Origin of the sequence: uncultured Brevundimonas sp., from assembly GCF_947305955.1 — a bacterium.
Classification (GTDB): Bacteria; Pseudomonadota; Alphaproteobacteria; order Caulobacterales; family Caulobacteraceae; genus Brevundimonas.
This window is the reverse complement of the sequence record NZ_CAMZFB010000006.1, coordinates 59,113-77,529: the sequence shown is the minus strand read 5'-3', so window position 1 is coordinate 77,529 and position 18,417 is coordinate 59,113. Positions and strand designations below refer to the sequence as shown.

Here is an 18,417-nt window from a genome sequence, read left to right as displayed (position 1 = left end):
GATGCCGGCACCCGCGAGGCCACGGTCGTCCCGACGCCCGCCGTCCTCTATCGCGACAACAAGGCCGGCGTCTTTGTCGTCGGCGAGGGCAACAAGGTCACCTTCACCCCCGTCACAGTCCTGATGCGCAACGACACCCAGTCGTCGGTCTCAGGCCTGAATGCCGGTGTCCGTGTGGTCGTCGAGGGCGCAGGCTTCCTGAACTCCGGTGACACCGTCACCATCGCCGCCGCCACAGCGCCCGCTGCAACGGCTGCCCCCGCCGCCCCTGCGGCTGCGGCTCGCTGATAGGACCGGACGATGAACCAGATTTCGTCCTGGGCGATTAAAAACCCCATTCCGATCATCCTGTTGTTCGTGCTGCTGACCCTCAGCGGCATCGTCGGATTCGCTTCGATGCGGATCAACAACAATCCGGATATCGACTTCCCGCTGGTTTCCGTGACCGCCGCCCGTCCGGGTGCGGCCCCCTCCGAAATGGAGGTGCAGGTTACCCGCGTGATCGAGGACTCGATCGCGGGTTTGTCGGGCGTCCGTAACGTCTATTCCAACGTCAGCGACGGCGTGTCCTCCACGACCATCGAGTTCGAACTGGGCACCGATACCGAACGCGCGACCAATGACGTCCGCAACGCCATGAGCGGCGTGCGCGCCTCCCTGCCGCAGGACATGCAGGAACCGACAGTCCAGCGCATCGACATCACCGGCGATGCCCTGATCACCTATGTGGTGCGCTCGCCCACCATGTCGCCGGAACAGATCAGCTGGTTCATCGACAACGACGTGTCCAAGCGCCTGCTGGGTCTGGGCGGCGTGGGCGAGGTCAACCGCTCGGGTGGTGTGGACCGCGAGGTCCGCGTCGAGCTGGATCCCCAGCGGCTGGCCGCCTATGGCGTAACCGCCGCCCAGGTCAGTCAGGCCCTGACGGGGGTCAACAACAACCTGCCGGGCGGCCGCGTGACCGTGGCCGGATCGGAACGCTCAGTCCGTACCGTCGGCTCGGCCACCACGATTGAAGGTCTGGCCTCCACCCTCGTGCCGCTGGGCGATGGCCGCACCGTGCGCCTGTCCGATCTGGGTCAGGTCATCGACAAATGGGGCGAGCCGCGCCGTCTGGCCCGCTACAACGGTCAGGAAGCCGTCACCTTCAACTTCCTGCGCTCGCGTGAGGCGTCCGAGGTCAAGGTCGCCCAAAAGGTCCGTAAGGAGATCGAAAAGATCAATGCGACCCACGACAACCTCCAGATCGAGGAAGTCACCTCGGCGGTCAAATATATCGAGGAATCCTACGCCGCCTCGCTGGAAGCACTCGCTCTGGGCGCGGTGCTGGCCGTGGTGGTGGTGTTCATCTTCCTGCGGGACTGGCGCGCGACGGTGATTGCCGCGACGGCCATGCCGCTGTCGCTGATCCCGACCTTTGCGGTTCTGGCCCCGATGGACCAGTCGCTGAACGTCATCACCCTGCTGGCCCTGTCGCTGACCATCGGCATCCTCGTCGATGACGCCATCGTGGAGATCGAGAACATCGTGCGCCACATGCGCGATGGCAAACCGCCCTATGACGCTGCCTTCGAGGCCGCCGACGAGATCGGTCTGGCTGTGGTGGCGACGACCGGCACCATCATCGCCGTCTTCGCCCCCGTCGGCTTCATGCCCGGCATCATCGGCCAGTTCTTCAAGGCCTTTGCCTTGGCGGCCTGTGTCTCGGTCTTCTTCTCGCTGGTCGTGGCGCGGACGCTCACGCCGCTGATGGCCGCCTACATGCTCAAACACACCAAGCATGAGGACAAAGACCCCAACTGGATGCCCGGCTATCTGCGCGCCCTGTCGTGGTGCCTGAACTTCCGCTGGGTGGTCTTTATTGCTGGCGGTGCCTTCCTCGTCTCGGCCTTCGTTCTGGCCGGCGCGACCAAGATGTCTTTCGAGTTCATGTCCCCTGCCGACGAGGCACGCGCGGCCTTCCAGGTCGAACTGCCACCGGGCTCGACGCTTCGCCAGACCGACGCCGTGGTCCAACGCGTAACCAAAACCCTGAACGACCGCCCTGAAGTCGTGTCCGTCTACACCGCTGTCGGCGGTCAGGACGTCAATCAGGCCAATGTCTTTGCCGACATGGTACCCAAGGGCAAACGCGACCTGTCGCAACAGGAATTCCAGCGCGTCATGGTCGACGAGCTGAAGAAGATTCCGGGCGCGCGTATCCGTGCCGGTATCGCCCAGCAAGGCGGCGGTCCGGGCGACGGGACCAGTTTCGAGTTCGCCCTTCTGGGCGACGATCCGGTCAAGCTGGATGCCGCCGCACGCGCCATCGAGGCCGAGATGAAGACGGTTCCGGGGCTGGCCAATGTGGTCAACACCTCGTCTATCGCGCGCCCTGAAATCACCGTTACCCCCCTGCCGGACCAAGCTGCGCTACTGGGTGTGTCGACGGGTGCGATCTCGCAGGTCGTCCGCGTCGCCACCATTGGTGACGTCGACCAGAACCTGCCGAAGTTCAATCTGGGCGACCGCCAGATCCCGATCCGGCTGCAACTGACCGAAGAGGCCCGCGAGGACCTGTCGGTCATCCAGAACCTGCGCGTGCCCACAGCCACCGGAACCACCGTGCCGCTCAGCGCCGTGGCCAAGGTGGAGTTCGGTGCCGGCCCCGCCACGGTCAGCCGCCGTGACCGCGCCCGTCTGGTGTCGATCAAGGCCGAGCTTGCGGGCATCACCACCGGTGCCGCGGCACAGGCCGTCGCCCGCCTGCCCTCGGTCAAGAACCTGCCCGAAGGCGTGCGTCAGGTCCCCGCCGGCGATGCCGAGTTCATTCAGGAGATGCTGATCGGTTTCGGCATCGCCTTCATGAGCGGCATCCTTCTGATGTATGCGGTGCTGACCCTGCTGTTCAAATCCTTCGCCTATCCGGTCACCATTATGGCGGCCCTGCCTCTGGCGATCGGCGGCGCGATCATCGGCCTGATCATCATGGGTAAGAGCTTCTCCATGTCGGCGCTCATCGGCGTGCTGATGCTGATGGGTATTGCCGCCAAGAACTCGATCCTGCTGGTCGACTACATCATCATGGCCGAGCGTTCCGGCATGTCCCGCCGCGAAGCCATCATGGACGCCGCCCACAAGCGCGCCCGTCCGATCCTGATGACGACCTTCGCCATGGGCGCGGGCATGGTGCCGATCGCCATCGGTATCGGTGCCGACGTCGAGTTCCGCTCGCCCATGGCCATCGCCGTGCTGGGCGGTCTGATCTCCTCGACCTTCCTGTCGCTGCTCTACATTCCGGCAGTGTTCACCATCGTCGACGATGTGGCGGGCTTCTTCCGCCGCATGCTGCACCGGATGTTCGAGGGCCAGATGCGCCACGCGGACGGTAGCCCGTCCCGCCACAGCGCCCCGACAAAGGACTAAGCCTCACAGACCCCCGCCCAAAGGCGGGGGTCTTTTTCTGTGCGGAAACGCGAGGCGTTCTGGCGGCCCATCGGTCGTGCCCCACTGCTGATGCACGTCGCCATAAGACCAAGTCACGTGAAAACCCTCGTAGCCGTGCTGGGGCCAAGGCGCGGCTTCCTGCATTGGTGACATCCCGCCCCTTAAGACGCTGTTCGCCGTCCAGTACATCCGCAGCCGCCAGCGACAGCCCGTTGATGGTCCGCAACCCTCCGGACGACCGCCTCCCGGCATAGACCAAAGAAAAAGGCGGCCGGATCGCTCCGGCCGCCAGTTGCTCGATAGTCTAGAGGGATCAGTACCGCAGACGCAGCGTCAGACCATAGGTGCGCGGCGCACCGAGGAAGCTGGCATAGGTCTGGGTATCCAGAGCCGGATTATAGAAGGTGCCATTCGGCTGCACGGTCGTCTGGAAGGCCGAGCCCATCAGCGGCTGGTTGATGGCCACCTGCTTGTACTCGGTGTCCGTCAGGTTCTGGCCCCACAGTTCCAGCGTCCACTTCTCGTCTTCCGAACCGATCGAAACACGACCGTTCAGAACACCGAAGGCGTCCTGCATCTTGTAAGGCAGCAGGTCCGAACCGGTGTTGTACTCGGTCATGTACTTGCCGCTCAGGTTGAAGCCGACGCGAAGGCCATTGCCGACGGCGCGGTCGAAGGCGACCGAAGCCGTGGCCGACCATTCCGGAGCGAACGAAGCGCGGGCCCCCGGCAGCAGCGACAGCTGCGGGAAGTTGCCCGGGTTGAAGAGGTCGGCTGCGGTGAAGTTGCTGTACTTGGTGTCGGCATAGGTCACGCCGCCCGACAGCACCAGACCTTCAACCGGCGTGAACCAGGCGAAGTCGGCGTCAACACCGCGCGAGGTCAGCTCCGGAATGGATTCCACCACGAAGGCGGTACCCAGGAAGGTGTTCAGCTGGAAGTCTTCGAAGGTCTGGTCGAAGTAGGTGATGTTCAGCAGCACCTTGCGGTTGAACAGGGTGTTCTTCAGACCGATTTCATACGAGTCGACGGTTTCCGACGGGAAGAGCAGCGAGTTGCTCGGGGTCACGCCGGTTTGCACGCGGTCCATGTTGTAGCCGAAGGACTTGTAGCCCTTGGCATACGAACCATAGAGCATGACGCTGTCGTTGAACTTGTAGCTGGCCTTGAAGGTGCCGCTCAGTTCGCCGTCGTCATACGACTCGTTGATGGTGCGGTTGTTGTAGAACGGGTTCGCCCACGGCAGGCAGAGGTTGCCGATGATGGTCGAAGCCGCCGGACCGATCAGGCCCGTCAGTGCCGCGGCATTACTCATGGCACCGGCGCAGGTGGCACCATTGGTGCCCATGTTGCGCTGCAAGCCCGTCAGCTTCTTCTCGTCCATCGTATAGCGAAGGCCGAGCGTCAGATCGAACTGGTCGGTCACGCGCCAGGTGTTGTTGGTGAAGACGGCGAACGACTGGGTCGTCTGGGTGTAGAGGTCCTGCACGCCGTGGCCCGGCGCATAGCCCGGACCGGTCGGCGCGACGAGACCGGCGGCGCAGCCACCGATGTAGGCCGCGGTCGCACCCGGTGCCGAGATACAGCCGATCAGGCTCGGGCTGATCGGGATCGCACCATTGGTCGCCGCGCTGAGCGACGAGCTGAGCAGCATCGACAGGAACGGCGTATAGTGAGCGCCATAGTAGTAGGAGTCGTCACGGCGGATCTGCTCGCGCGTTGCGAACGCACCGACCAGCCAGTCGAGGCGGTCGGTCGCGCCGGCCAGACGGAATTCCTGCGTGATGTTATCCAGCGAATAGCCGTAACCGCCGTTGTTCTCGCGGTACATGTTATCCAGCGTGGAGTAATCGAGGTCCATCCCGTTGATGCCTTCCCACGCACGCCATGAGGTCAGCGAGGTGAGGGTTGCATTCCACGAGTTGATGTCGACGTTCACTTCCGCCGACAGACCCATGTCTTCCATGGTCTGGCCGGTTCCGCGGTTGGAATAGGCCTGACGGGTGAAGGGCACTTCGCCGAAGCCAGCCACCGGAGCAGCGATCTGGCCACCGAGAGCCTGCACGATGGCATAGGTCGGGCCAACGCGGTTCTGCACGGCCACGCAGCAGTATTCATCGCGCTTGGTATAGTCGGCGATCAGACGGATCGAGACATCTTCCGACGGCAGGATCAGCAGCTGACCACGGGCGGTCCAGAAGTCTTGGTTCTGGTCGTCGGTTTCCTGACGCGGACCGGCACCGGTTACAACGTCATAGAAGCCGTCACGCTTGCGGGTGCCCAGGTACAAGCGACCGGCAATGTTTTCAGAGATCGGTCCGGTGACCGAACCGGTCACGCCCCAAGCGCCGTAATTGCCTGCGGTCGCTTCCAGATTGAAGCCCGGCGTAAAGGACGGTGCCTCGGACAGAATGTTAATAACGCCGGCAGAAGTGTTCTTGCCGAACAGGGTGCCTTGCGGACCCTTCAGAATTTCAATGCGCGACAGTTCGCCGAGATCGCCGAAACCGACCGAGTTACGCGAGCGATAGACGCCGTCGATCACGACGCCGACCGAGCTTTCCAGACCGGGGTTGTCACCCACCGTACCCACGCCACGGATACGGGCGGTGGTCGAGGCTTCGGACTGGGTCGAGGTCACGGTCATGCCGGGGGTCAGGATCTGCAGATCCTTGATGTCCTTGACGCCCGCACCGTCCAGCGCTTCGGACGACAGGGTGGTGACCACGATCGGCACTTCCTGCAGGCTCTGCTCGCGCTTCTGTGCGGTGACGATGATGTCGTCGACCGACGTCGGGCTGTCCTGGGCGATGGCCGCTCCGGCGATGCTGAATGCTGCGCCAAAGGCGACAACAGACGCTGTGCAGCGAAGTCTGGTGTTGAGTTGCATGTGTACGGCTCCCGGCTTTGTCGGCGGACCGCATTCAAGTCGATCACGCCCGTTTCCTGTCCCAATCCGACCCCCGCTCGTTTGATGGCAGGAGTTCAGACCGAATTGGGTAGTGCAAGCCCTGAACCCTCACAAGAGACAGCGTTATATGAACGATGTTTTTCAGCTTGATCTGGCACACTGTGGCCGCAATGCGACACAATTGGGTGACGTAACGTCAGTTTTTTATCTTAAGTTTCAACGATTCGTTACGACATCATCGCCGCCAATCGCCACATTGCGACGGGCCGCACGACGCGACAGGACGCTCAGATAGAGCGCGCCGAATACCACCGACAGCAGCGAGCCACCCAGCACCCCCAGCTTCACCTCGATCTGCTGCGGAGAGTCGACCGCACCGGGGACAGCCAGTGCCCCGATGAACAGGCTCATCGTGAAACCGATGCCGCACAGCATGCTCACACCATACACCTGCGCCCACGATGCGCCTGTCGGCTTTTCCGCCAGCTTGAGGCGGGTCGCCAACCATGCGGCCCCGAACACGCCAAGCTGCTTGCCGAGGAACAGACCCATGGCGATGCCGATCACCAACGGTGCAAACGCCTGCTCCAGCGACAGCCCGCCAAAGCTGACCCCCGCCTTGGCAAAGGCAAAGATCGGCAGAACCAGAAACGCCACATAGGGATGCAGGTCATGCATGGCATCACGCAGCGGACTGGCCCCCGTCTCGCGACGCGGATTGACTGGAACGATCGCCGCAAAGGCCACAGCGGCCAAGGATGTCGACAGGCCGGATTCTACCGTTAGCCACCACATGGCGGCAAAGCCGATGCACCAGAAGGCCGCCGCCAGACGCCACCGCCCCAGCACTGCCATCACCGCCAGCACGCCCAAGGCCCCCAGTAGGGGTGCCCATTCCACGCCCTGACTGAACACAGCGGCAATCAGCACGATCGCCCCCAGATCATCGACAATGGCGAGCGTCAGCAGGAACACCCGCAATGAGGCCGGCAATCCACGCCCCACCAGACCGAACACCGCCAGCGCAAAGGCAATGTCCGTCGCCACGGGAATAGGCCACCCTTCATGCGGACCACCCAAAATCCCGCTGAACAGCAGATAGACACCGACCGGTGCTGCCATCCCGCCCAGTGCGCCGATAATCGGCATGGCCAGCTTCTTGGGATTGCTCAGCTCGCCCTTCAGAATCTCGTATTTGATCTCCAGCCCGACCACGAGGAAGAAGACCGCCATCAGGCCTTCCTTGATCCAGCTGGCGACCGATTCCTCCATCCGCAGAGGCCCGATCTGCAGCACCTGCATGCTCTTGAGCCATGCGAAATAGTCGGCAGACAGCGGAGAATTGGCGACGATCAGCGCCGTCAGAGCCGCCAGCCCGAGGGCGGCACCGGAGGCGGCTTCCGTCTTGAGGAAGTCGAGTGTGAGTTTCTTGGCCACGTACAGAGATCCGATAATCGGTTGATGTTCAGTGGCGTCAGGTTATCGACGGACGCCGGACCGGATTCACCGCCCAGCGGTGCCAGCCTGGCCCACGATCCGGACAGCCCGCACGGGCGTCACAGAACCGGAGCCTGATCTCTACCAATAAAAATACTCCACCCCTCCATAGGTTCAACCCTTATCGACATTGCGAAACGGCAACGGATAGCGCATCTGCCCTCCATGCCCGTATCTTCGTCCTACCGCCCCGATCCCCGCTTCGCCCAACTGGGTGCAGACTTTGGAGAGACGGTCGCCGCCGCCGCGTTTCCGAAAACCCTGCTGCGCCTGCGCCATGACCGCGCCGCCGCCGAGGTCGGGCTGGACACGCTGACGGACGAGGAATGGATCGCCCACTTCGGCCGCTTCGAGCCCCTGCCGAGCCAGCCCGAGCCGATCGCCATGGCCTATCACGGCCACCAGTTCCGCGTTTACAACCCGCTGATCGGGGATGGTCGCGGCTTCCTCGCGGCGCAGCTGTGGTCATCGGGCGCTCAAGCCGCGACTGGCCGCGCCATGAGCGATAGCGCCCCAAAACTGATGGATCTCGGGACAAAAGGGTCTGGCCTGACCCCCTTCTCGCGCCATGCCGATGGTCGGCTGACCCTCAAAGGTGGCGTGCGCGAGGCGCTGGCCGCCGCCATGCTGGAAAGCCTTGGCGTACCGACCTGCCGCATCCTGTCGCTGGTGGAAACGGGCGAGGAGCTGGAGCGCGGCGACGAACCCTCTCCCACGCGCTCGGCGGTCATGGTGCGGCTTTCGCACAGCCATATCCGTTTCGGCACCTTCCAGCGCGCCGCCTATTACAGCCGCCGCGACCAGCTGACCGCGCTGCTGGAACACGCGCGCAGCCTCTATTATCCGCACCTCGCCGAAGGCGATGCTGGAGGCTTCCTTGATGAAGTCGTGCAGGCCCAAGCCAAGCTCTGCGCCCGCTGGGTGGCCGCCGGCTTCGTGCATGGCGTGCTGAACACCGACAATCTGAATGTGACGGGCGAGAGCTTCGACTACGGCCCGTGGCGCTTCCTGCCCCACTACGAGCCGGGCTTCACCGCCGCCTATTTCGACCACGACGGCCTCTATGCCTTCGCCCGCCAGCCCGAAGCCGTGTTCTGGAACCTGACCCAGTTGGCCGGTTGCCTGAAGCTGATCGCCGAGCCGGAAGGTCTGGTGAAGGCGCTGAACGGCTTTGGCCCCGCCTATATCCGCGAACTGCGCGCTGCCTTCCTCATGCGTCTCGGCGTGAAGTCGGTCGGCGAGGCCGCCGACCAGCGCCTGCTGGACTGCACCCTCGCCCTGCTGCGCGAGAAAGGCGAGGAACTGCGCTGGGAGCCGCTCTTCTTCGACTGGTTCTGCGGCTTCTCGTCTGCCGCCCGCGCGCTGGGCGGCCCGCGCGGCAAGATCTATCAAGGCGAGGCCTTCGACGCTTTCCGCTTCGCCCTCATGGAACACGAACCCAACCGCCCCGAGCGCCTGGAACACCCCATGTTCCGCAAGGCCGAGCCGGAAGAAATGCTCATCGACGAAGTCGAAGCCATCTGGGACGCCATCGCCACCAACGACGACTGGTCCGCGCTGCACGCCAAGCTCGCCGCGCTCGAAGCCGCTCGATCAGGTTGGGACTTCTAACGACCGCGCGCCACCAAGCAGAACGGGGCGGTACCTGCAACAACCAACGAATACCATCGATACTAAGATCTACTTATACAACAGCGATTGCGTTGGCTATACTGCAAGGCCTACACAGCGATTATCCTCGCGCCAGTAACCCGCTTACGTTGTATAATGACCCAAAATACCACCGATTTACCAAAGGAAAGATTAACAGTCGTTTCGTTCGGCGGTTGCGTTATGGATGAAATCTGCAAAAGATTAAATCCTGAATATTTTAATCATGTAAATCACTACTGGCGAAGATCTACAATCGCTCTTATGAGCGATCCTGTAGAATATTATAATTTTAAAACATCTCTCATACCCAACAGATTTGTTGCGTACTTTATCAATGACGTCTGCGGAAACCACCTAAAGGAAATCGCAGCCCTGGATAGAAGAACGCTTCTTGTCGTAGATATTATGCGCGACATCTTCATGGGCGTCGTGGAAGTTGGCCCGAACCAATACGCTCTCAACCCGGTCGATGGCATCGGTATGCTCGACGACGTCACGCCGGAGACGATGAGCAATGAAATCCTAGGCAAAATTCTACGCAGAGATAACTTCAGAACGATCCACCCGATACGTGATGCAGATGAGTATTTCGAGCTCTGGTGCGTTCACATGAAGAAGTTCTGCGATTTTCTGCTTCAGAACTTCGATCACGTGGTCATTCCTGAAAACTATTTTGCCGAAAAAACTCTGGAGCTTCACGACGGGCATAGCCTTGATGTCGAGCGTGCGCTTGCGGTGAATGCTGTGGCAAAGCGCATGTACAAGTGGCTTCGCGAGAACACGGAAATTCCCATCGCATCCATTGATAACGATAAAATATTCACTGGCAGCGATGTGCCGTGGGGTGGCCCAAGCACCACCCACATCATTGAAGAAACCTACGCCCTCTACTGTCAGGAAGTCGACCGGATCGTGCTGAAGCGCGAAACACACGACCCCCGATACATGGAACGCGCAGCCTTCAAGCGAGCCCACGAACATGCCCACGAGCAAAAGCTAAAGGTGCGTGCGGAAAAACGCATCCAAGAGCTTCAAACCGAACTTGAGTCCCTCAAGGCGGGCGTTGCTGATGCCGAGAATAAGTTCCAAGAGTGCCTGAACGGCCTTCAGGAAGAGCAAAAGGCACGCCAACAACTTGAAGACCAACATCAGCAGCTGGCCAAAGCACGAGATACAATCGCGCGCCTCAAAGAAGAGGTTCGACGGCCGATCGGCTACCACCTAAAAAAACGCTTGGCCCGCGCCACACGCCCCCTACGCCACCCGCTTATGGCGCGAGGCTAGCCTCTTCGTCGCGCTGTATCGCCGCTAGAAAAATGCTGGTCGGCAAAGTGAAAATCATGAGGGGGCACCAGCGCCACCAACGACGACTGGTCCCCCATCAACACCAAACTCGCCGCTTTGGAGGCCGCTCGAAGCGCGCGGGGGTTTTCAGGCTGACATGCTGAACGGGTGTTCACCACGAGCTTAAGCTAATTTTTCGCCACTGCGCTTGTAGGAAGGTAGGGTCATAGCCATATCGCTACCGCAACTCATGCGGTTACCAATTATGCATACCTCGCACCTCCACCCTTCGCACGCCAAGATCGCGACCCGCCAAGCCCGCGCCCCTGGTCAGGTGCGCAAAACCCTGCCGCGCATTCGTCCGGCGCGGAACCCGCGGGAGGCGCGACTGCGAGCCATCTGGCTGAATGCCATGCTTTGGACCTTACAAGGGTGGCTCGCCATGTTCTTTGCAGGGGCCGCCATTGCCAAGCTCACAGCCCCCGCCGCCCACCTCGATATATTGCTCGGCTGGAGCGAGTGGGTTCAGATGGACGTCGTGCGGGTTCTGGGCGGCGTTGATGCCCTGCTCGCCGCCACCATGCTGGCTCCCCTCTTCGGCTGGCGTTTTGGCCGCCCTATCGTGGTGACCGCAGCCATCGCACTTCTGGTTATGGAGCTGCTGTTTTTCGGGGTACACCTGTTGCGGCTCGACTTCATGCTGGCTGCGGTCAATCTGGTTTTGATCGCCATGACGGCACCGGTCGCGATCCTGCGTCGGCACCTGCCCGCCTAGGGCGAAAAAGACGTCAAACCGCCCGCATCACAAAAAGCTTACGTTGACGTGCGCGTAAACCCCTTGCGCTTTACGCGGACGTAAAGTTATCTAAGCGGTATGGCGACCGCTGACGATCACCGCACCTATTCCATCCGGCAGTTGTGCCGCGAGTTTGGCGCTACGGCCCGCGCTCTTCGTTTCTACGAGGACAAGGGCCTGCTCACTCCGGCTCGCAAGGGGCAGACACGCGTCTATACAGCGCGTGACCGTGCCCGTCTGAAGCTGATCATGCGCGGCAGGCGCATCGGCTTCACCTTGCAGGAGATCCAGGAAATGCTGGACCTCTACGACCGCAAGGAAAACAACGTCCACCAGATGGCCATCGCCCTTCCGCGCCACCGTGCGCGTGTCGAGGCGCTGAAGCAGCAGCTGGAGGACATCCAGGGTGCGATCGAAACAGCGGAAGAAGCCTGCGCGTGGATGGAGAAGACACTGGCCGAGCACAGGCCGGACCTTCTCCCCGGAGCGGATGCCTATGCCAACTTGTTGAGCGAGCGTCTCAACAACCCCGACAACCAATATCAGCCCTTCAAAGCGAGAGCTTAATCATGGCCTATAAGTCGCCGGTCCGCGACCTTTCGTTCGTGCTGCACGACGTGCTGCAAGTCGAAAACTACGTCGAACACTTCACCAATCCTGACGTCTCGCGCGACCTGATCGACGCCATCCTCGAGGAAGGCGGCAAGTTCGCTGACGGCGTCATCGCTCCGATCAACAAGACCGGTGACATCGAGCACTGCAAGATCGAGAACGGCGTCGTCACCACCCCGACGGGCTGGAAAGAAGCCTATCAGCAGATGGTCGAGGCGGGCTGGACCAGCCTGGCCTTCAATCCGGAATACGGCGGCCAGGGCCTGCCGGCCATCATCTCGATGGCTGTGGGCCAGTTCACGGCTGCTGCCTCGGCGGCCTTCTCCATGTATCCGGGCCTGACCGCCGGTGCCTTCCACGGCATCGAGGCCAATGGCTCCGACGAACTGAAGGCCAAGTGGCTGCCGAAGATGGCGACCGGCGAATGGACCGGCACCATGAACCTGACCGAGCCGCAGTGCGGCACCGATCTGGGGCTGGTCCGCACCAAGGCCGTTCCGAACGGTGACGGCACCTATTCGATCTCGGGCCAGAAGATCTGGATCTCGGCCGGCGAGCACGACTTTGCCGACAACATCGTCCACACCGTTCTGGCCCGCGTCGAAGGCGCGGTTCCGGGCATCAAGGGCCTGTCGCTCTTCCTCGTTCCGAAGTTCCACGTCGATGACGCCGGCAACATCGGCGAGCGCAACGGCGTCCAGTGCGTCGGCCTCGAGCACAAGATGGGCATCCACGGCAACGCCACCTGCGTCATGCAGTACGAAAACGCCAAGGGCTGGCTGATCGGCGAAGAAGGCCGCGGCATGAACAACATGTTCGTTGTCATGAACGAAGCCCGCCTCGGCACCGGCCTGCAAGGTCTGGCCATCGGTGACGCCGCCTATCAGCACGCCGTAGAGTTCGCCAACGACCGCCTTCAGTCGCGCTCGCTGACCGGTCCGAAGAACCCGGACGGTCCGGCTGACCCGATCATCGTCCACCCGGACGTGCGTCGCATGCTGCTGGAATCGAAGGCCTATGTCGAAGGCGGTCGCGCCTTCATCCTGTGGACCGCGCTGCAAGCCGACCTGCAACACTCCAAGGACGAAGCCGTTGCCCAAAAGGCCAACGACTACATGGGTCTGATCACGCCGGTCCTGAAGGCCTTCCTGACCGACCGTGGCTTCCACGTCGCGTCGCTGGGCATGCAGGTTCACGGCGGTTCGGGCTACACCGAGCACTTCCAGGCCTCGCAGTACCTGCGTGATGCCCGCATCACCATGATCTACGAAGGCACCAACGGCATTCAGGCTCTGGACCTCGTTGGCCGCAAGCTGCCGGCCAAGGGCGGCCGCGCCATCATGTCGTGGTTCGGCGACATCGACGCCTTCGTCTCGGAAAACTCGGGCAACGAAGCCATCAAGTCGTATGTCGACGGTCTGGCCGACGCTAAGGCCAAGCTGCAAGAAGGCACCATGTGGCTGATGCAGAACGGCATGGCCAACCCCGACAACGCCGGTGCCGCCTCGACCGACTACCTGCACCTGTTCGGCCTGACCGCCTACGCCTACATCTGGGCGCAGATGGCCAAGGCTGCCCAAGCCAAGATCGACGCAGGCGACACCGATCCGTTCTACGCCAACAAGCTGAAGACGGGCCGCTACTTCGTCGAGCGCATCCTGCCGGATGCCGCGGCGCACCTGACCAAGCTGAAGACCGGCGCAGAAGTCCTGATGGACCTGGAAGCCTCGGCTTTCTAAGCTGAAACGGACAAGGGCCTTTCCCCAACGGAAAGGCCCTTTTTCTTTACCCCGACGACCTGCCGACACCACCAGCCCGCCACCAGAAGAGCGGACGGTGCCAGAGAGGAATGCCAATGAACGCCCTGAACCTGCCGACCCCGTCCTTCATGCAGGACGAAGACCTGATCCTGTTCAACGACAGCGTCTCCAAATGGGTGGCCGAACATGCCCCGCCCGAGAAGGTGACCCAGTGGATCGCGGATTCCTCGGTGCCGCGCGGCCTGTGGAATGCGGCGGGTGATGCCGGACTTCTGGGCGTCTCCATGCCCGAGGAAGACGGCGGATTCGGCGGTGACTATCGCCACGAGGTGGTGATCATGAACCAGCTCGGCTGGCAGGGTGCCGACCATTTCGGCATCTCGCTGCACAACGCCATCGTCATGCCCTACATCTGGCACTACGGCACGGCCGAGCAAAAGGCCCGCTGGCTGCCGCGCCTGCAAACGGGTGAACTGGTCGGGGCCATCGCCATGACCGAGCCGGGTGCCGGATCGGACCTGCAGGGTGTGAAGACCACCGCCATCAAGAACGGCGACCATTATGTGCTGAACGGCTCCAAAACCTTCATCACCAACGGCCAACTGGCCAACTTCATCATTGTCGTGGCCAAGACCGACCCGTCCGAAGGCGGCAAGGGTATCACTCTGATCGGCCTTGAAACCGACGGTGCCGAGGGCTTCGAGCGCGGTCGCAACCTGCACAAGATCGGCATGGAGGCCAATGACACCTCCGAACTGTTCTTCAACGATGTGAAGGTGCCGCTGGAAAACGCCATTGGCGGTTCCGAAGGTCAGGGCTTTATCCAGCTGATGCAGCAACTGCCGCAGGAACGCCTGAACATCGCCGTTCAGGGCTGCGCCGCCGCCGAGCGCGGCCTTGAGGCTACCCTTGCCTACGTCAAGGAACGCAAGGCCTTCGGCAAGCGCGTCATCGACTTCCAGAACACCCAGTTCAAACTGGCCGAGGTCAAGACCAAGCTGACCGTCGCCCGCGTCTTCGTGAACCACTGCATCGAACAACACCTGCAGGGCAAGCTGGATGCCGCCACGGCGTCGATGGCCAAATACTGGGTCACCGACATTCAGGGCGAGACCATCGACGAGATGCTCCAGCTGTTCGGCGGCTATGGCTATATGAACGAATACCCGATCGCCCAACTGTACAAGGACGCCCGCGTCCAGCGCATCTACGGCGGTACCAATGAAATCATGAAGCTGCTGATCTCGCGCACGCTGTAAGCGTCGAAATCAAAGTCGGAAACGACCAACGGCCCGCAGGTGTCACCGCCTGCGGGCCGTGTGCATTTTAACTATAAGCGGAACAATAGCCTCCACTGCCGCGCTTATGCCCTGTATCGACAAGGAGGATGTCAAATGTCTACCGAGCGACGCATTGAACACCCGGACGGCAGCGTAGAGACCGTCACCACAAACGAGACCCCCACCACCGTCGTGACCGAGAAGAGCGGTGGCGGCATGGGCATTCTGGGTATTCTTGTAGCCATCATCGCCATCGGCGTCGTCGGCTATTTCCTGTTCAACATGAGCCAAAGCAAGCAGGTGGAAAGCAACGCCATCGCCGGCGCTGCCGAAAGCATCGGCAATGCCGCCGACAATGTCGGCGAAGCGGCCCAGCGCGTGGTCCCCGCGTCCCAGTAAAGCCATAGCCCCCAAATCGGCAGGCTCTTCACCTTAGCCCCCGCCGTTGAGCCTCCCGTAACGGGCGCGCAGCCGACCCAGCCTGCGCGCCCGTTTCCCCATGCGCAGGGTGAACGCGAGGGCCCCCTCCACGTTCTTCCTGTCACGCGCCTATGGGCCTCATGAGAGGATCGACAAGGCCATCATCGAACCCGGCCCGCTGGAGAGGCTGATCCTCTGGGCCAAAAACGTGCTGGCCAAGAGTGCGTCGATCGCCACGAGACCAAGCCCGCAACAGACATCACGCAGGGGCAAAGCGCCCCAGGTCATCTGGACCCACGAACTTGATCGCGAACGCCGCATCATGCATCGCCCGCCCCGACGGACTGCTGTCGTTTCGCGAAATGAAGCTCGTCAAAAACGGGCCGGCCGTCTTCGATGTCCCAATCTATGAGTCCGGCCTTTACAACGACATCGAGGAAATCACCCTCGCCTTCTCCCGCTATATGGATGAGCAGGCCCAGCGCCCTGTTTCCTGATCCGGTGCATTTCCAAATGGACGAAAAGCGCGATATTCAGCGCCCATGATCCGTCTGCACGTCACTGCCCCGCTGGCCGAAGGCCATGCTGTTGCCCCCACCCTCGACCAGTCCCGCTATCTGACGCAGGTCATGCGCCTGAAACAAGGCGACGACCTCCTGCTGTTCAACGGTGAGGATGGCGAGTGGCGGGCCGAGGTGCTGGAAATCCTCAAAAAGGGCGTGATCCTGCGCTGCGTGGAAAAGACCCGCGATCAGGCGTTCGGCCCCGATCTGGAACTGATCCTTGCGGGCATCAAAAAGGCCCGCGTCGAGACCGTGGTCGAAAAGGCCGCGGAACTGGGTGCCAAGACCGTGCAACTGGTCATCACCCAACGCACCAATGCCGAACGCATCCGCCTCGACCGCCTCGACGCCATCGCCGAGGAAGCCGCCGAACAGACCGGACGCCTCGATGTTCCGGTCGTGCATGAATCGAAAAAGCTGGCCGACATCATCAAAGACTGGCCCGAAGGCCGTAAGCTGATGTTCTGCGACGAGACGGGCGGTGATCCGGCCATCGACGCCCTCCAGAAAGCAGGAGGCGGCGCTTGGTCGATCCTGATCGGCCCCGAGGGCGGCTTCTCGCCCGAAGAGCGCGAAATGCTGCGCGCCCTGCCCTTCACCACCGCCGTCTCGCTTGGCCCGCGCATCCTGCGCGCCGACACCGCCGCCATCTCTGCCATGACGCTGTGGCAATACGCGGTTGGGGATTGGGAACGATAAGTTTCCAAAGGGGCTTGTGAAGCGGGCGCGGGTTGCGCATCTAACCCGCAACTACAGGGGTTACACATGGCTGATTACGCGCCGCTCACCAAAGAACAGCTGATCGAAACCATCAGCCGTGGCGAAAAGCCCGCCGACCAGTGGCGCGTGGGTGCAGAGCATGAAAAGTTCGGCTTCGACCGTTCGACCCTGCGCCGTCCGGCCTATGAGGGCGGCAATGGCATCAAGGCCATGCTCGACGGCCTGACCCGCTTCGGCTGGGCTCCGGTCTATGAGGGCGAGAACGTCATCGCTCTTGAGCGCAAGAATGCCGAGGGCTTTTCCGCCTCCATCAGCCTTGAACCGGGTGGCCAGTTCGAGTTGTCAGGTGCGCCCCTGGCCACCATGCACGACATCTGTAACGAGACCGGCCAGCACCTGATGGAGGTCAAACAGGTGGCCGACCAGATCGGCCTCGGCTTCCTCGGCGTCGGTTTCGACCCGATGTGGAAACGCGAGGACGTGCCGGTCATGCCCAAGGGCCGCTACAACATCATGCGCACCTACATGCCCAAGAAGGGCAAGCTGGGCCTCGACATGATGCTGCGGACCTCGACCATTCAGGCCAACCTCGACTTCGCCGACGAAGCCGACATGGTGATGAAGTTCCGCACCTCGCTGGCGCTGCAACCCATCGCCACGGCCCTGTTCGCCAACAGCCCCTTCATCGAGGGCAAGCCCAGCGGCTTCCTGTCCTCGCGGGCCAATGTCTGGACCGACACCGACCCCGACCGCACCGGCATGCTGGACTTCGTCTTCCAGGACGGATTCGGCTATGAACGCTATGTCGATTACGCACTGGGCGTGCCGATGTATTTCGCCAAGCGCGGCGACACCTACCACGACCTGTCGGGTCAGGATTTCCGCGCCTTCATGGACGGCAAGGTCGATGCCCTTCCGGGCGAGCGCGCCACCATCAAGGACTGGGCCGACCACCTGACGACCCTCTTCCCCGAGGTTCGCCTGAAACAGTACCTCGAAATGCGCGGTGCCGACGGCGGCCCGTGGAGCCGTATCTGCGCCCTGCCCGCCCTGTGGACCGGCATCTTCTATGACGCGCCGTCGCTGGCTGCCGCATGGGACCTGTGCAAGGACTGGGCGATCGAGGACCACGAGCGCCTGCGCCGCGATGTCACGCGCCTGGGCCTGAAGGCCGAGGTCAATGGCCGCAGCGTCCGCGACGTGGCCGTGGACATGGTTGCCATCGCCAAGGACGGCCTGAAGAACCGCAACCGCCTGTCCGCCGGCATGGTGGACGAGCGCGGCTACCTCGGCGAGCTGGAAGAGATCGCCGACAGCGGCATCACCCCCGCCGAGCGCCTGCTGGACCTGTACAACGGCGAGTGGAAGGGCGACCTGTCGCGCCTCTACCGCGACTTCGCCTACTGACCCACCTCTCCGGCCGGTCACAGCTTGTTCATAACGGCAAGCCTGCCTGCACGCGCATGGCCCTTGCCGACTGCCGGTTTTCGACGCT

Annotated in this window: 13 protein-coding genes and 1 pseudogene; 12 read left to right on the top strand and 2 right to left on the bottom strand. The window is 62.2% G+C overall.

Annotation, left to right across the window (positions count from 1 at the left end; translation table 11 throughout):
• Together Q0Y42_RS03080 and Q0Y42_RS03075 are read left to right on the top strand one after the other, a co-directional pair.
• A pseudogene (locus Q0Y42_RS03080) lies at positions 1-288 on the top strand (efflux RND transporter periplasmic adaptor subunit); the annotation flags it as partial.
• 12 nt (positions 289-300) lie between these two features.
• Positions 301-3,405: an efflux RND transporter permease subunit gene (locus tag Q0Y42_RS03075; protein ID WP_297800059.1), complete on the top strand. Its 3,105-nt coding sequence runs from the start codon at positions 301-303 to the stop codon at positions 3,403-3,405.
• A gap of 334 nt (positions 3,406-3,739) precedes the next feature.
• Here Q0Y42_RS03075 and Q0Y42_RS03070 read toward each other — a convergent pair whose 3' ends face one another.
• Both Q0Y42_RS03070 and nhaA read right to left on the bottom strand, forming a co-directional pair.
• Positions 3,740-6,316, bottom strand: coding sequence for a TonB-dependent receptor (locus Q0Y42_RS03070; RefSeq protein ID WP_297800057.1), 2,577 nt, complete (start codon positions 6,314-6,316; stop codon positions 3,740-3,742).
• A gap of 237 nt (positions 6,317-6,553) precedes the next feature.
• Positions 6,554-7,774, bottom strand: a complete 1,221-nt coding sequence (gene nhaA, locus Q0Y42_RS03065; protein ID WP_297800055.1) for a Na+/H+ antiporter NhaA — start codon at positions 7,772-7,774, stop codon at positions 6,554-6,556.
• A 225-nt stretch (positions 7,775-7,999) separates the two neighbouring features.
• Between nhaA and Q0Y42_RS03060 the strand changes: the two genes are divergently transcribed.
• The 10 genes from Q0Y42_RS03060 to Q0Y42_RS03015 all read left to right on the top strand — a co-directional run bounded on the left by Q0Y42_RS03060 (position 8,000) and on the right by Q0Y42_RS03015 (position 18,329).
• A complete protein-coding gene (locus Q0Y42_RS03060; protein WP_297800053.1) occupies positions 8,000-9,445 on the top strand; it encodes a protein adenylyltransferase SelO family protein in 1,446 nt (481 codons plus the stop codon).
• 156 nt (positions 9,446-9,601) lie between these two features.
• Complete coding sequence (locus Q0Y42_RS03055; RefSeq protein WP_297800051.1) at positions 9,602-10,771, top strand: DUF6270 domain-containing protein; 1,170 nt, start codon at positions 9,602-9,604, stop codon at positions 10,769-10,771.
• A 265-nt stretch (positions 10,772-11,036) separates the two neighbouring features.
• Positions 11,037-11,546, top strand: a complete 510-nt coding sequence (locus tag Q0Y42_RS03050) for a DoxX family protein (protein WP_297800049.1) — start codon at positions 11,037-11,039, stop codon at positions 11,544-11,546.
• 99 nt (positions 11,547-11,645) lie between these two features.
• Positions 11,646-12,134 (top strand): MerR family DNA-binding transcriptional regulator, encoded by a 489-nt coding sequence (locus tag Q0Y42_RS03045; RefSeq protein WP_297800048.1) that lies wholly within the window; start codon positions 11,646-11,648, stop codon positions 12,132-12,134.
• Between the two features lie 2 nt (positions 12,135-12,136).
• Positions 12,137-13,918 carry an acyl-CoA dehydrogenase C-terminal domain-containing protein gene (locus Q0Y42_RS03040; protein ID WP_297800046.1) on the top strand — a complete coding sequence of 594 codons (1,782 nt, stop codon included), beginning with the start codon at positions 12,137-12,139 and terminating at the stop codon, positions 13,916-13,918.
• Positions 13,919-14,034: 116 nt separating this feature from the next.
• The gene (locus Q0Y42_RS03035) at positions 14,035-15,198 is read left to right on the top strand and encodes an acyl-CoA dehydrogenase family protein (RefSeq protein WP_297800043.1); all 1,164 of its coding nucleotides are present in this window, start codon (positions 14,035-14,037) and stop codon (positions 15,196-15,198) included.
• A gap of 135 nt (positions 15,199-15,333) precedes the next feature.
• Positions 15,334-15,618: a hypothetical protein gene (locus tag Q0Y42_RS03030; RefSeq protein ID WP_297800042.1), complete on the top strand. Its 285-nt coding sequence runs from the start codon at positions 15,334-15,336 to the stop codon at positions 15,616-15,618.
• 323 nt (positions 15,619-15,941) lie between these two features.
• The gene (locus Q0Y42_RS03025) at positions 15,942-16,136 is read left to right on the top strand and encodes a hypothetical protein (RefSeq protein WP_297800040.1); all 195 of its coding nucleotides are present in this window, start codon (positions 15,942-15,944) and stop codon (positions 16,134-16,136) included.
• Between the two features lie 45 nt (positions 16,137-16,181).
• On the top strand, positions 16,182-16,901 hold the full coding sequence (locus tag Q0Y42_RS03020; RefSeq protein ID WP_297800038.1) for a 16S rRNA (uracil(1498)-N(3))-methyltransferase: 720 nt from the start codon (positions 16,182-16,184) through the stop codon (positions 16,899-16,901).
• 66 nt (positions 16,902-16,967) lie between these two features.
• Entirely contained in the window at positions 16,968-18,329 is a 1,362-nt protein-coding gene (locus Q0Y42_RS03015; protein ID WP_297800035.1) for a glutamate--cysteine ligase, read from the top strand.
• Positions 18,330-18,417 lie beyond the last annotated feature (88 nt).